Genomic DNA, 13,907 nt, shown 5'->3' with positions numbered 1-13,907 from the left:
TCAACCCTTCCAATGGAGAACAGTAATGAGCGTGAACAGCCGGCGCGAGGTCTCGAAGTCGACCCGCACCTTGCCTTTCAGCCGCTCCTGGAGCGTGCGCGATCCCTCGTCGTGGATGCCGCGGCGGCCCATGTCGATGGCCTCGATCTTGTCGGGAGTCGCGGTGCGGATCGCCTGGTAATAGCTGTCGCAGATCATGAAATAGTCTTTCACGATCCGCCGGAACGGCGTCAGCGACAACAGATGCGCGACCACGGGCGTGCCGTCCTCGCGGCGGATGTCGAACATCAGCCGGTTGCCGGTGATGCCGATATGCAGCGTGAACGGGCCCTTGCCGTCCGCGCCCTCGGGCGCAAACAGGTTCTGCTCGATCAGATCGTAGATCGCGATCGCCCGCTCGTGCTCGATGTCGGGCCCGGAACGGCCAATCGATTCCTCGTCGAGCGTGACGCCGACGATGCGATTAGTTGAGTCGTCCTGTGCGGGCGGCTTTGTCATGACAGATTGAGGCGCAATCCAATCGAGCGGGAATGGGCATCCAGCCCCTCCGCCTTGCCGAGCGTCATCGCGGCCGGACCCAGCGCACGCAATTGGTCGGGCCCGCATTTCAGGATCGAGGTGCGCTTCATGAAGTCGTGCACCGAGAGGCCGGAGGAAAACCGCGCCGAGCGCGCCGTCGGCAGAACGTGGTTGGAGCCGCCGACATAATCGCCGATCGCTTCGGGCGTGTGCGGTCCGAGGAACACCGCGCCGGCATTGCGGATCTTCGCCGCGAGCGCGTCGGGATCGACGGTCATGATCTCGAGATGCTCGGCCGCGATGGCGTCGGCAAGCGGGACGGCGTCGCCCAGGTTCTTCACCATGATAACGGCGCCGAAATCGGCCCAGGACGCGCTGGCGATCGCGGCGCGCGGCAGCGTCTTCAGCTGCGCCTCGACCGCCTTTTCGACGTCGGCGGCAAGGCGCGCCGAGTCCGTGATCAGGATCGACTGCGCGCTGGAATCGTGCTCGGCCTGCGCCAAGAGGTCAGCGGCGATCCAATCGGCGTTGCCGGTGTCGTCGGCAATGACGAGCACCTCCGAGGGGCCGGCGATCATGTCGATGCCGACCTTGCCGAACACCAGCCGTTTCGCGGCAGCGACATAGGCATTGCCCGGGCCGACAATCTTGGCGACCGGCGCGATGGTCGCGGTGCCATGCGCCAGCGCGGCCACCGCCTGCGCACCGCCGACACGGTAGATCTCGGTGACGCCGCCGAGATGGGCGGCCGCCAGGACCAGCGGATTGAGCTTGCCGTCCGGCGAGGGCACCACCATCACGAGGCGCGACACGCCGGCGACTTTCGCCGGCACGGCATTCATCAGCACCGATGACGGATAGGCCGCCGTGCCGCCGGGGACGTAGAGGCCGGCGGATTCGATCGCGGTGTAGCGCCAACCAAGCTCGACGCCGAGCGGGTCGGTGAAGCGCTCGTCCTTCGGCAGCTGGCGGCGGTGATAGGTCTCGATGCGGTCGCGCGCGAGCTTGAGTGCATCCAGCGTCGCAGGCTCGCAGGCCTTGACGGCGGCCTCGATCTCGGCGGCGGAGACGCGCAAGGAGGATGCGTCCAGCCTCAAGCGGTCGAACTTGGCCGTCGCCTCGAGCAGGGCGGCGTCGCCACGCTTGGCCACGTCGTCGACGATCGCGCGCGCGGCGGCCTCGACGTCGGCCGACGCCTCGCGCTTGGCGGCGAGGAAGGCGGCGAATCGCTGGTCGAAATCAGCGCTGCTGCGGTCGAGGCGAACGGGCATGTTTCGCTTGGCTTCCGGCTGGTCTTGAGGGGCGGGTCGGCGCACCAGGTCCCCTGCTCAATGGCGCGGCGGGGAAGCTGCGTCAACCCTCGGCAGATGCCATCCCAGCCAGGGCCCATTCGGCTGGTATACGGCCTCTTCAGCCCTCCCCCTGGACTCCAGTGCCCAGCGTGTCGGCCCCGAGGTCGGTCAGCTCGCATTCCAGACACTCGACGTCCAGGCGGATGGCGCCGCCCTGGGCGAACAAAAGCAGGGCGCTGCCGCCGGGCTCCTCGGCGCGGCCGTCCCGGGGGTGAAATTCAATGCCGACGAGATCCAGGATCTTGTCCGGCGCGGCGAGGTCAATGTTGCGCGACTTGCAGGCGAGCACACGGTCGAAACGGAGCGCTGCGACCAGCCGGCGCGGCTCGGTCTCGCCCTCCAAGGTCTGCTCCCAGTCCAGCCGGCTCATTCCGACCACAAGCCGTTTCTCGCCCTGCCGCCAAATGATATCGGAAGCCTGAACGCGGGCGTCCTGGACATGGGTCGAGATCACGGCGAGGTCGTCGGCGTCGAGAGCGATCAGTTTGAGCTGGGGCGACATCGCCGCGCCTCTCCTTGAGTGGACGGGGCTCAACGCGCGCGAGCCCCGAAATTTCCACACAAGTTAAGCCCTCGTCCGGCTCGCCGCTACGCGGCGAGCCACCCATTCCCACAACAAGGGAGGGTGAGAGTCGTGAAACCTCACTCCCTGAAGAACGCCAGGAGATCCGCGTTGATCGTCTCGGCATGCGTGGTCGGCATGCCGTGGGGGAATCCCTTGTAGGTCTTCAGGATGCCTTTCTTGAGCAGCTTGGCCGAGAGCGGCGCCGAGTCCGCGTATGGCACGATCTGGTCGTCGTCGCCATGCATCACCAGAACCGGGACGTTGATCTTCTTCAGATCCTCAGTGAAATCGGTTTGCGAGAACGCGACGATGCCGTCGTAATGCGCTTTCGCGCCACCCATCATGCCCTGGCGCCACCAGTTCTCGATCACCGCTTCCAGCGGTTTTGCGCCGGGGCGGTTGTAGCCGTAGAACGGGCCGGCGGCGATGTCGCGGTAGAAGGCCGAGCGGCCGGCGGCAAGCTGGGCCTGGAAATCGTCGAACACGCTCTTCGGCAGGCCGCCGGGATTGGCCGCGGTCTGCACCATCAGCGGCGGCACCGCCGAGAGGATCGCGGCCTTCGCGACGCGGCTCTCGCCGTGACGGGCAATGTAGTGCACGACCTCGCCGCCGCCGGTGGAATGGCCGACATGGAGGGCGTTCTTGAGGTCGAGATGCGCGGTGAGCGCGGCGAGATCGTCGGCATAATGATCCATGTCGTGACCATCGGCGACCTGCGCCGAGCGGCCGTGGCCGCGGCGGTCATGGGCGATGACGCGATAGCCGCGCGTGATGAAGTACATCATCTGCGCGTCCCAATCGTCCGACGACAGCGGCCAGCCATGGCTGAACACGATCGGCTGGCCCGAGCCCCAGTCCTTGTAGAAGATCTCGACGCCGTCTTTGGTGGTGATGGTGGGCATGGTGGGGGCTCCTTTCAATGAGAGACGTCATTCCGGGACGCGCGTCAGCGCGAACCCGGAATCTGGAGATTGATAAATCGGGATTCTCTGGTGCGCGATTGCGCACCAGAGTTCATCGCTGCGCGATGCCCCAGAATGACGGGTGAACGCGCGCCGCGCTCGCGCGATCTTTCAGGCAAACGCCAGGGGCTTGTAGCGCCGCCAGGCGCCGATGGTCAGCACGACGAAAAATACCAGCACGATGCCCTGCACCACGGCGAACACCGGTCCCGATGGCGGCGCCGGGGGCACGGCGGGCGCGAGCGCGGCAAGCGCGGGCACCTTGAGGAACGACTGGATCACCAGCACGAAGACGTTGAAATAGAGCGAGATCATCGCGGTCACGATGTAAACTGGGCGCCAGACGCCGGCGAGCTTCATGCTGTAGAGCGCGAAACAGGCGATCGCGAGCAGCACCAGCGAGATGATGCCGATGATGTGCGAGGGCAGCAGCTCCTTGAATGGAAACAGGAAACCAGTCGCGCTGGTGAGAATGGTGAACAGCAGGAAGATCGCGGTCAGGCCCGGCATCGACTTAGAGCCGAGCAGTCCGAACATCACGACGAGCCCGGCGACGATGGCAATCAGGCTGATGATGACATGGATCAGCGTAAGGGCGGGCAGGCTTAGGCCAAGCACCATGACATCTCTCCTACTCTCTGCATTGAGGTGACGAGAATAGTATTACGGTCCTCATCGGATTACCACCTGCGTTGTCGTCACATGCATGAGCGCAGCCATGCGTCGTCGTGCGAAATCGAAAAACGCATGGCTGAACTTTTTGCAGCGCTGTCACAAACGACGGCAGGCTTTCGACGAAAGTTGAATCGAACTCACACGTTCTTGGTATCGAAGATCAGGATGTCGGCACCGCCGCTGGCGAATTTCGGCACGTCGGCGCCGGTTGCCTTGCCTTCCTCGCTGCCAAAGGCGGCCTGAACGTCGGCCACGCTGTCGAAGGTGAGGATGGCGACGAGATGGATTCCGGAAGGGCCTGCGGGAGATGCGACCGGCCCTTTGCTGACGGCGTAGTTCTTCAGGCCGGGAAGCTTCTTGGCGAGCGGGATGTGCGTCTCGGCATAGTATTTGTCGAAGGCGGCAGCATCCTTGGGTGTCTTGTAGAGCACGACGACTTCAGCCATTTGGTCCTCCCTGGGGAATCTTTGTTTTTCCACGCGCGATTGACCTCGCGACGAGGCGATAGTCTCGCGGGACGCAGCGCAATGGCAAGTCCCTTGCGGCTAGCCATTGCCTTGCCTTGTCCTTGACTAAAGCGCCGGTTTTGCGGCGTCGCCGAGATAGCCATGCAGGGAGGCAACGACCTGCGCGCCCTCGCCGATGGCGCCGCCGACGCGCTTGACCGAGCCGGAGCGGACGTCGCCGACGGCGTAGACGCCGGGCACTGAGGTCTCCAGCGGCGCCACCAGCTTGCCCTGATTCTGCTCGGACTGCGCGCCGGTGACGACGAAGCCGCCGCGATCGAGCGTCACGCCGCAACCGTCGAGCCAGGACGTGGCGGGATCGGCGCCGACGAACAGGAAGAGATTGCGGATATCGGCGGAATCCTCGTCATCCGACAGCCGGCTCTTCCAGCGGATGCGCCGCAGCAGCGAGGCCTCGTCGCCCTCGAGCGCGGTGATCTCGGTGTTGAACATCAATTCGATGTTCGGGGTCGCTTCGATGCGCTCGATGAGATAGCGCGACATGCTGGCGCCAAGGCCGCCGCCGCGGATGATCATCAGCACTTTTTTCGCATGGCCCGACAGGAACACGGCCGCCTGGCCGGCCGAATTGCCGGCGCCGACCAGAGCCACCTCCTCGCCGGCGCAGAGCCGCGCCTCCACGGGCGATGCCCAGTACCAGACGCCGCGGCCCTCGAACTTGTCGAGGTTGGCGATGTCAGGACGGCGATAGCGCGCGCCGCTGGCGACCACCACCGAACGGGAGCGCAAGGTCTCGCCGCAATCCAGCGCCAGCGCGAAGGTGCCGTTGGCGCGGGAGCAATCCAGCGAGCTCACCGACATCGGAATCATGATGTCGGCGCCGAACTTCTGCGCCTGGGTGAAGGCGCGGCCCGCCAGCGCCTGGCCGGAGATGCCGGTCGGGAAGCCCAGATAGTTCTCGATGCGCGCGCTGGCGCCGGCTTGGCCGCCGAAGGCGCGGGTGTCGACGACCGCGACCGAGAGACCTTCGGACGCAGCGTAGACCGCAGTCGCGAGCCCCGCCGGCCCGCAGCCGACGATGGCGACATCGTAGATTCGGTCGTCCTTGGCCCCGCCGATCATGCCGATGGCGCGGCCGAGCTCGGTCTCGCTGGGATTGCGCAGCACCGTGCCGCCGGCCGTGACGACGAGCGGCCAATCCTCCGGCTTCGGCGAATAGCGCGCGATCAGTTCGGCGGCGTCATGCTCGCTCTCGGGATCGAGCAGATGATGCGGCTGGCCATTGCGGGTGAGAAAGCCCTGCAGGCGCACCACGCCGGCGGAGTTCGAGGGCCCGATCAGCACGGGGCCGCCGATGCCGCCCTGGATCAGATTGACCCGGCGCAGGATCAACGCGCGCATGATGCGCTCGCCAAGCTCGGCTTCGGCCACCAGCAGCGCGCGCAGCCGGTCCGGCGGGACGAGCAGCACCTCGACATTGCCTTCGGCGCGGCCGTCGACCAGCGCCGGCCTGCCCGAGAGCTGGCCAAGCTCGGCCAGGAATTGCCCCGGCCCCTGATCGATCACCGGAGTGACGTGACCGAGACCGTCGCGCTGGGTGATGGCGACGTGGCCAGCCAGCACCACGAACATGCCGGGCCCGGGCTTGCCGGTCTCGAACAGCAACTCGCCGTCCGCGTAGGTGCGGATTTCGCCGAAGTGCCTGATCCGTTCGATCTCGGCGGGCGTCAGCGCCGGAAAGGTCTGCTCGGGGCGGGTGAACCGCAACAGCTGCGCATCACGGTCGGTTCGTTGTGTTTCGTCCTGCCCCATGGTCACTGCATGCACTCCAAAATTTCCAGCCGCCGGCGTTCAACGAGAGGTCTTGCCGGCGGCCCCCTCATTTAGGGAACCATCGTCATTCTGCGAGGGGTCGGTGCTTGCGGCGCGTTCGCGCGCCTGCACCTTCCGCCGCTTCAGGTTTTCGCGCAGCGCCGATTTCAGCCGGTCGTCCCGGGACGCCCTCGCCTGCCTCGCGCTCTTGTCAGTCTCGTCGCCCATCGCGGCTCCATCCCAGCAACCGGCCACAGGATGCCATCGAAGTGTGGCAGCTCAAGAGGGTGAGGCGATACGACCCCAAGCGAAACGCGAAATGGATCGAATCCGGCTCCCAGGCCAACTGCCCAGTTGGGCAGGGATATCAGACCCGAATCGGCGTGAAGTCGGTCAGTTCGGGCGAAAACGGGGATTTTGGCGCCGATATCGGCCCGATTTTCTCGTTTTGGCGGGGCTAGCAAGCTTGCGCAGGAGGGGGGCTTGTGGCAGATATCGGCCCGCTTGGTAGGCCCCTCGGGCGGCCGATTCTTGTCCCAGCACATGCTGCCGTAGCTCAGTGGTAGAGCACTCCATTGGTAATGGAGAGGTCGACAGTTCAATCCTGTCTGGCAGCACCAGCTTTCCTCACCGACGCGAGCCCTCCTCCTGGCAGCGAGCCCGCAACAGCCACGGATGCGATCGTGATCACCCGTTCCCTGCCCTATGAAGGACTGCTCCACGAGATCGTCGAGCATAATGGCGTGCTGTATCTCGGCGGCATCGTTCCTGAAGATGCCGGGCTCGACATGGCCGGCCAGGCCGACGATGTGCTGCGCCAGATGAAAACCCTGCTCGAGGGAGCCGGCTCCGATCTCTCCTGCGTTCTGCAGGTGACGATCTTCGTGGCCGACCTCACGGAGAAGGCCGCGTTCAACCAGGTGTGGAAGCGCTATTTCACTGCGGAGCATCTGCCGGCGCGGGCCGCGATCGGCGTTGCGGATCTCGGCCCGGGCGTCAAGCTGGAGCTGACGGCGATCGCCGCGCGCCGCTGATCCTCGAACGACGGGCGAGAAGAGCAAGCTCGGTCGTTTCGCCAGTCTTCCACACATGGCTTGGCATTCTCGCGGCCCGAAACGCCCGAGTTTTGCTCGTTTCCTTGTCCCTCTTTGAAGAGAGGGCGCAGGGAAGGCCGGGTGCCGGCTGGCACCCACGGTCCGCTGTGCGAAAGCACACGCAGAAAACTGCACAGCGGCATACAGGTGAAGCCCAACACACGGCCTTCCCTGCGCAGTGGTTTGACGGCTTATGCCTGCTCTCCCCGGAGCCGAGTTCCTTCTGGCCTCCGTCACCTCGCGAATTGACGATGCCTCAAGGCCCGGTTGAGCCCAGAAGCATCTCCGCAAGGCTTGACCGTAGCAACGACGGTCAGGACCACACGGTTTTGCCGTACGCAGCTTCCGGCTCCGCCAAGAGGCTTCGCCGGATGTTGGCGCCGTCCGTTCCGTACGCTGTGAGACCTCACGAGGTTCATCTCGCCCTGGTCCCGCCCCGCGTGCCCGACGCAGCCGCGTCCACCGCACCCTGGCCCTCGTTCGTGACGACGTACGATCGCCCCTCTCCCTGGGCCGGGATGAGCGATGGATACTGCAATTCCGAATTTCGGCAAAGTGGAATATATTTGCGGGAAGGGATTGACGGGGGCTGCGCGGGAGAGGCGGTGTTTTGCCCGACGGGCCAGAAGCGTTGCGATCGGTGTCCTTCCGGTTGCGCCTCTTCGAAAGGTTGCGGCCACACGGCACGTTGACCCCTCATTTCATGGTGCTAGTCTTTTCGCTCGCGACCTGTCCGGGAGGACACGATGGGATGGTTCGACCGCCTGTTTGGAAGGATGTCGGAGCCGACGATTCCTCTTCTTGCGAGATTTCGGCGGAAATCAAAAGCACCGACCGATCCTGATCTTTTGAAAATCGCCAAGGACCGGAAGGGACATGTTTCCCGCAGAGCCGTCAGGGACGAGTATAATCGGCTGGTCCTGGAGAAGTACGCGCACGACAAGTCGTGATGCGCGTCGAGGATCTCAGTAGCCCGTAGGATGGGTAGAGCGAAGCGAAACCCATCTGCTCCTTGTCGAGCACGAAACATGATGGGTTTCGCAAGGGCTCTACCCATCCTACGCACTGCGCACCATCAATGGTCGCCATTCATTTGCAGTGCTGCGAAGCGGTCGTCCGAACGGCGCAACCGCCGGCATAGCTCGCGATTGATGTTCTGCAGAACGATCACGTAGGCGTGGATGTCGGCCTTGTAGCAGGCATAGAGCTTTTGGGCCGTCAGCTCGTACAGCACGGTCGGCGCCTCCGCGATAACAGTGGCGGAGCGGTTCTGCATTTCGATCAGCGTCATCTCGCCGAAGAAATCGCCAGGCTCCAAACGCGATATCGGGATGACCCTGCCCGCATGCGTGCGTTTGCTCACCGCCAGCCGGCCGGACTTGACGATGAACATCGAACGTCCCGGCTCGCCCTCGGCCACAACGGTCGCGTCGGCCTCGAAGCGGCGCTCGACTAGCATCGAGATCAAGAGGTCGAGGCCTGCCTCCGAAAGCCCGCCGAAGAACGGCGTCGCCAGCAGGAACGCTTTCAGATCGGGGGACGTGACGAGCATTGCGCGAGGTTACGCCCGGTCGAAGGCTGCGGCAAGCTAAGTGCAGCCAGGTTCCGTCATTGCGAGCGTAGCGAAGCAATCCAGGAATGTGTCCGCGGAAACAGTCTGGATTGCTTCGTCGCAAGGGCTCCTCGCAATGACGCGGCGAGAGATTTCACCTCTCGACTCTGGACCACTGCCGCGCGCAGCGAAACCCATCAGACTCGTGCGGTGGCGAAGATGATGGGTTTCGCAAGTGCTCTATCCATCCTACGGGCCGCACAGTGCGAGCTATTTGGGCCGGCGCCCCGTGATCGCGTGCGCGCGCGCAGTGCAGGTGATGCGACCGTCCGCATGCGCCGGCAGGCCCGCACGCACCCGCGCTATGAGCGTCTCGACGTCTGCGGGCCTCATGGCGGCAACGGAAGGCCGGAGCGCGGGGGACTTCAGACTGATTGCCCAGAAGTCGTCGAAACCTGAGAACGTCCGTTGCACCGTAATCTCTCGCGTTTGCACGTCCTCGAGACCTGCTCCTCGCCACAGGTCCCGCAACGCTTCCATGCGAGAGGCGTCCATCCGCGGCGGGCGCGTTGCCGGAATGCCCATTGCCTTCATCTCGTCGTAGATCGGGTCGAGCGGAAAGCCGCCGCCCAACATGTCCCACATATACGTCATGACCGCACCGCCGGGGACAACGACCCGCACCATTTCGCTGACGCCCCTGGCGGGATCCGGAACGAATACGAGAACCAACGCCATCACGGCCGCGTCGAAGCTGGCGTCGGCGAAAGGAAGTGCCATCGCATCGCCCTGGTGAAACTTTGCCACGCGCGCCGCAGGTCGTGTGCGCGCAAAAGCGAGCTGCTCTGCCGAGGGGTCAATGCCCTGGACCTCGGCGGGGCTGCAGCGCTCGACCAGGAGTTCAGTGAAGGCGCCGTTGCCGCAGCCGATGTCGATCCAACGCAAGCCTGCAGGAGGTGCCAGCCAATCAAGGAATATCTCGCCGGCGAACCGGCTCCAGATTCCCATCATCTGCTCGTAGGCGGCACCATCGTCGAAGCGAATGGTCTGCTCTGCCATTTCGAGATCCTCCCGGCCCGATGACGATGCTTGGCGCGCGCCATTCTGCGCACAAGAGATGGGACTGGGGAAGTGCTGGAGCTGACCAGATCCGCCGGATTATTGCCGTGCGACATTCTCCCCGCGCGGCGCCTGTCGCTTCCGCCACACCTGCAGGTCAATCATGACTTTCACGGCCGCCGCGAGGACGAGCGCACAGAGTGCCACCTTGGAGATCGTCTCCATCGTCCCCTCGATCAGCAGGCAATGGACCACGCTACCTGCGACGATGACGATGGCGAGGGGAATATGGATGATGCGCCAGGTTCGCGGCCGCAATCCCAACCGCCTTCGCAGCAGAGCCAGGAACGCAACCGCGAAGATGGCCCACATCGCGATCACGCCGAAGGGAGAGAACGGCGTCGGCGATGAGAAGGTCAGTGCGTCCACCATGTCGGGCGGGCTGGTGATCCAGAGGCCGGCGACGTGGATCAGAATCGCGACAGCAAGCGCGCCGCCGATCCAGTGATGGGCGCGCCTGCCGCGATAGGCCGACAATCGTGGCAGGTAGCCGCCGATCAGCAAGGGCTGCACGAGCACGAGACCGAGGGCGATGATGCCGGCGAAGCCGGCGATAATGTAGACAGGATCGCGCCATGCCAGCTGCTCGCTGGCCGCAGCAAGCGCAACCGGCACGCCGATCGCCAAGCCAAGGGCGCCCCAGATCAGGGGCGCCCGGGCCGATCTCCATCGCGTCATTTGCAAGTGGGGTTCAAGCCGGCTGCAGCACGAAGTGCGCCTCCAGGCTGGTCTCCTTGGCGCTCCGCATCACCGGCCGCAGGAAGACGGTCTTGAACTCGCCGCTGTCATAGGCGAGGTGGCCGTGCGGCTGGCCGAAGATCGGAATGATCTGCGGCATCTCCAGCCGGAACCTGCCGTCCTTGTCGGTGAGCGTTGCGCCGTGGCTCTGCGGCTCGTGCTCCCGCCCTTCGACGGTGTGCGCCCAGATCTGGATGCGCTGCCCGGCCAGCGGAGCCCCGTCGCCGGCGCGGCGCACGGTGCCGCTCATCCAGAAACCGCCCTTGCCGATCCGCTCCACGATCGCCGCGCCCTTGCGGTAATTGTTCGCGCCGCCCGACATCGACTCGGTCGGTGCGAGGCCCGCCGCGCGGGCGGGCAGCAGGACGCCGGAATCGCCGGTTGCCAGAAGGCCCGTTGCGAGGACGGAGCCGCCGGCAGCGAGGAGGTTGCGGCGGGTGAAGACGACCGTGGTCATGTCAGTTCCTCCTGGCAGCAGCGCAGCTGCTTCCCGCAAGCTACAATACCAGGTGTAAAACGCCCAGTTGGCGCGAGGGGCGCCAGGGCCTGCAATAACAGTGTTGTGAACGGCCGTCTTCGCGGCGTGCATCTCTCAGATGAGCTGACAAGAGGGGCCCGCAAGTGCTCTACCTATTCTGCGCGCTGCCACTACATGTGTGTCCTGCAAGCGCGCACCGTCACGCGGCCCCTCCACACCGGCAGCCCTCCCATGATCCCCTTCTCCGTGCTCGACCTCGCCCCCATCTGCCAGGGCGGCGACGCGTCGCAGGCGTTCCGCAATTCGCTCGATCTGGCCCGGCATGCCGAGACGTGGGGCTTCAAGCGGTTCTGGCTGGCCGAGCATCACAACATGACGGGCATCGCGAGCGCGGCGACGTCGGTAGTGATCGGCCACATCGCGGGCGGAACGAAAACGATCCGCGTCGGCTCCGGCGGGATCATGCTGCCGAACCACTCGCCGCTCGTCATCGCCGAGCAGTTCGGCACGCTGGAATCGCTCTATCCCGGGCGGATCGATCTCGGGCTCGGCCGGGCGCCGGGCACCGACCAGTTCACCGCGCGGGCGCTGCGGCGCGACCTCGCCACCACGTCCGAGAACTTTCCGCATGACGTGCTGGAGCTGCAGGCGCTGCTCGGCGACGTGCAGCCGAACCAGGCGATCCGCGCCGTGCCCGGCATGGGGACCAAGGTACCGCAGTGGATCTTGGGATCGAGCACCTTTGGCGCGCAGCTGGCGGCAATGCTCGGCCTGCCCTTCGCGTTCGCCTCGCATTTCGCGCCGCAGATGATGATGCCGGCGCTGCGCGAATATCGGGCGCGCTTCGAGCCCTCGGCGCAGCTCGACAAGCCCTATGCGATGATCGGCGTCAACGTGTTCGCGGCCGACAGCGATGAAGAGGCACAGCGGATGTTCTCCTCGCTGCAGCAGCAATTCATCAACCTGCGCCGCGGCACGCCGGGGCCGCTGCCGCCGCCGGTGGAGGACATGGACGCGTTGTGGTCGCCGGCCGAGAAGGCCGGCGTTGCGCAAGCGCTGTCGTGCTCAGCGGTCGGGTCGCCCGATGTGGTCGAAGCGAAGCTGAAGGCGCTGATCACTGAAACCGGCGCGGACGAATTGATGACGACGGGGCAGATCTACGACCACACGGCACGGCTGCGCTCGTTCGAGATCGCCGCGGAGGTGCGGGATAGGCTCGCGAAGCAGCCGGTGGGGTGAGGCGCAATCGCGCCCCGAGCGAGCTGCTCAGCCCAATCCTCTCATGCCCTAATCCGCAAAGCCGAACAGCTTGGCCGGATTGTGCACCAGGATCTTCTCCAGCTCCGCCTGGTCGGGCGCGTAACGGTACATCAGCTCTAACAGATCGGCATCGTTCGGCGGCTGCTTCACCGAGACCGGATGCGGCCAGTCGCTGGCCCAGACGCAGCGATCGGGAGCGGCCTCGATATAGGCGCGCGCGATCGGGATCACGTCGTCGTAAGGCGCGCCGGTCTTCGAGGTTTTCTCGCCGAGCGAGAGCATGACCCAGAAATTGCCCTTGGCGAGCAGCTCCAGCATCTTGCGCAGATTCGGATCGTTCCTGCCGGCCTCGGGGTCAGGCCGCGCCATGTGGTCGATCAGCACGGGCACGTCGAGGTTCTCGTATTTGGCGACGCTCGAGACGATGCCGTCCTTCTCCGGCTGGATCTTGACGTACCAGCCGAGCTCGCGGATGCGGGCGATGGCACGGGCGAAATCGGCATCCGACAACACGGCGCCGAGCTCCTGGCGGAAGCTGAAGCGCGCGCCGCGCACCCCTGCGTCGTGCAGCTTGGCGAGATAGGCATCGTTCGCTTCCGCGAACACCAGCGCATTGGCGCAGCCGCGATAGTTCGGGCCCATCGCGGCAAGGCCGTCGAGCACGACGGCGTGGTCGGCGCCGTAGGTCGTGGTCTGCACGATGATGCCGCGCTCGATGCCGAGCGTCTTGTGCATGCGCAGCGCCGCTTCCCAGGTCGCGGTCGGCATCCGATAGGCGGCGCCGGGACGCTCAGGATATTTCTCGATCGGACCCAGCACGTGAAACTGGCTGTCGATGGTCTTCGGCGGCGGCGCCTTGCTTGGGCGGCGCGGGTTGGGGTCGAACGGCAGATAGGTCGGCATGCGAGCGCTCCTTCAGTCGATCACGGCGGTGAAGTCGCACTGCACCAGCGCGCCGCCATCCATGTTGTCCATCGGCAGCGCGTGGCGCGCGGGGCGCGAATGCTCGTCCGGAAACATCTTCAGCCACTCGACATTGAGAGGGCCGCGGTTGCCGCGGTCCTTCAGCCACACCGTCATCTTGATGATGTCGGAGGTCGAGCCGCCAGCTGCCTCCACCGTCGCCTTCATATGCGCGAACATGTTGGCGCATTGGGCATCCAGGCTTTCGGGCATCGCATTGGTCGCGGGATCGCGGCCGAGGATGACGCCCGACATCACGAGATTACCGATGCGGCAGGCGTTCGGAATCGGGTTGACGTGCTTGAAGCCGCCGATGTGGACGCTCCTGCGCCGCGTTTGACCACTCATGGT

General features: G+C 65.2%; 17 protein-coding genes and 1 tRNA gene. 4 read left to right on the top strand and 14 right to left on the bottom strand.

All coding sequences use genetic code 11. The features are described from left to right. The 8 genes from I6F21_RS22860 to I6F21_RS22825 all read right to left on the bottom strand — a co-directional run bounded on the left by I6F21_RS22860 (position 1) and on the right by I6F21_RS22825 (position 6,580). Complete coding sequence (locus I6F21_RS22860; RefSeq protein ID WP_025032375.1) at positions 1-498, bottom strand: UPF0262 family protein; 498 nt, start codon at positions 496-498, stop codon at positions 1-3. Next, positions 495-1,790 (bottom strand): histidinol dehydrogenase, encoded by a 1,296-nt coding sequence (gene hisD / locus I6F21_RS22855; RefSeq protein WP_225113372.1) that lies wholly within the window; start codon positions 1,788-1,790, stop codon positions 495-497. Before hisD ends, I6F21_RS22860 begins: the two co-directional genes overlap by 4 nt. 139 nt (positions 1,791-1,929) lie before the next feature. After that, a complete protein-coding gene (locus I6F21_RS22850; RefSeq protein ID WP_036014359.1) occupies positions 1,930-2,373 on the bottom strand; it encodes a DUF2948 family protein in 444 nt (147 codons plus the stop codon). A gap of 140 nt (positions 2,374-2,513) precedes the next feature. Continuing rightward, the gene (locus I6F21_RS22845; protein WP_225140518.1) at positions 2,514-3,338 is read right to left on the bottom strand and encodes an alpha/beta hydrolase; all 825 of its coding nucleotides are present in this window, start codon (positions 3,336-3,338) and stop codon (positions 2,514-2,516) included. Between the two features lie 171 nt (positions 3,339-3,509). Continuing rightward, complete coding sequence (locus I6F21_RS22840) at positions 3,510-4,019, bottom strand: hypothetical protein (RefSeq protein ID WP_225140519.1); 510 nt, start codon at positions 4,017-4,019, stop codon at positions 3,510-3,512. Between the two features lie 191 nt (positions 4,020-4,210). Beyond that, entirely contained in the window at positions 4,211-4,519 is a 309-nt protein-coding gene (locus I6F21_RS22835; RefSeq protein WP_225140520.1) for an EthD family reductase, read from the bottom strand. 126 nt (positions 4,520-4,645) lie between these two features. After that, complete coding sequence (locus I6F21_RS22830; RefSeq protein ID WP_225140652.1) at positions 4,646-6,352, bottom strand: FAD-dependent oxidoreductase; 1,707 nt, start codon at positions 6,350-6,352, stop codon at positions 4,646-4,648. Between the two features lie 39 nt (positions 6,353-6,391). After that, the gene (locus I6F21_RS22825) at positions 6,392-6,580 is read right to left on the bottom strand and encodes a hypothetical protein (protein ID WP_225140521.1); all 189 of its coding nucleotides are present in this window, start codon (positions 6,578-6,580) and stop codon (positions 6,392-6,394) included. A gap of 317 nt (positions 6,581-6,897) precedes the next feature. On the opposite strand from I6F21_RS22825, the gene I6F21_RS22820 reads away from it, so the two are divergent. The 3 genes from I6F21_RS22820 (at position 6,898) to I6F21_RS22810 (ending at position 8,396) form a co-directional block, all read left to right on the top strand. After that, positions 6,898-6,972, top strand: a tRNA-Thr gene (locus tag I6F21_RS22820). Positions 6,973-7,035: 63 nt separating this feature from the next. Beyond that, positions 7,036-7,386: a RidA family protein gene (locus tag I6F21_RS22815; protein WP_225140522.1), complete on the top strand. Its 351-nt coding sequence runs from the start codon at positions 7,036-7,038 to the stop codon at positions 7,384-7,386. Between the two features lie 806 nt (positions 7,387-8,192). Next, positions 8,193-8,396: a hypothetical protein gene (locus I6F21_RS22810; RefSeq protein ID WP_036026980.1), complete on the top strand. Its 204-nt coding sequence runs from the start codon at positions 8,193-8,195 to the stop codon at positions 8,394-8,396. Between the two features lie 125 nt (positions 8,397-8,521). Here I6F21_RS22810 and I6F21_RS22805 read toward each other — a convergent pair whose 3' ends face one another. The 4 genes from I6F21_RS22805 to I6F21_RS22790 all read right to left on the bottom strand — a co-directional run bounded on the left by I6F21_RS22805 (position 8,522) and on the right by I6F21_RS22790 (position 11,312). Further along, positions 8,522-8,998, bottom strand: a complete 477-nt coding sequence (locus I6F21_RS22805) for a cyclic nucleotide-binding domain-containing protein (RefSeq protein ID WP_036014373.1) — start codon at positions 8,996-8,998, stop codon at positions 8,522-8,524. A gap of 270 nt (positions 8,999-9,268) precedes the next feature. Continuing rightward, on the bottom strand, positions 9,269-10,057 hold the full coding sequence (locus I6F21_RS22800; protein ID WP_036026978.1) for a class I SAM-dependent methyltransferase: 789 nt from the start codon (positions 10,055-10,057) through the stop codon (positions 9,269-9,271). A 99-nt stretch (positions 10,058-10,156) separates the two neighbouring features. Continuing rightward, positions 10,157-10,795 carry a ferric reductase-like transmembrane domain-containing protein gene (locus I6F21_RS22795; RefSeq protein WP_036026976.1) on the bottom strand — a complete coding sequence of 213 codons (639 nt, stop codon included), beginning with the start codon at positions 10,793-10,795 and terminating at the stop codon, positions 10,157-10,159. A gap of 13 nt (positions 10,796-10,808) precedes the next feature. Continuing rightward, entirely contained in the window at positions 10,809-11,312 is a 504-nt protein-coding gene (locus I6F21_RS22790; RefSeq protein WP_225140537.1) for a Twin-arginine translocation pathway signal, read from the bottom strand. Between the two features lie 252 nt (positions 11,313-11,564). On the opposite strand from I6F21_RS22790, the gene I6F21_RS22785 reads away from it, so the two are divergent. Continuing rightward, positions 11,565-12,572, top strand: coding sequence for an LLM class flavin-dependent oxidoreductase (locus I6F21_RS22785; RefSeq protein WP_225140538.1), 1,008 nt, complete (start codon positions 11,565-11,567; stop codon positions 12,570-12,572). A 48-nt stretch (positions 12,573-12,620) separates the two neighbouring features. On the opposite strand, the gene I6F21_RS22780 is transcribed toward I6F21_RS22785, so the two are convergent. Both I6F21_RS22780 and I6F21_RS22775 read right to left on the bottom strand, forming a co-directional pair. Next, positions 12,621-13,496 (bottom strand): amidohydrolase family protein, encoded by an 876-nt coding sequence (locus I6F21_RS22780; protein WP_225140539.1) that lies wholly within the window; start codon positions 13,494-13,496, stop codon positions 12,621-12,623. Between the two features lie 12 nt (positions 13,497-13,508). Then, complete coding sequence (locus I6F21_RS22775) at positions 13,509-13,904, bottom strand: RidA family protein (protein ID WP_225140540.1); 396 nt, start codon at positions 13,902-13,904, stop codon at positions 13,509-13,511. Positions 13,905-13,907 lie beyond the last annotated feature (3 nt).

It is taken from the genome of Bradyrhizobium sp. NBAIM03, from assembly GCF_020194055.1.
Taxonomy (GTDB): domain Bacteria; phylum Pseudomonadota; class Alphaproteobacteria; order Rhizobiales; family Xanthobacteraceae; genus Bradyrhizobium; species Bradyrhizobium yuanmingense.
This window is presented reverse-complemented; position numbering and strand designations above follow the sequence as displayed.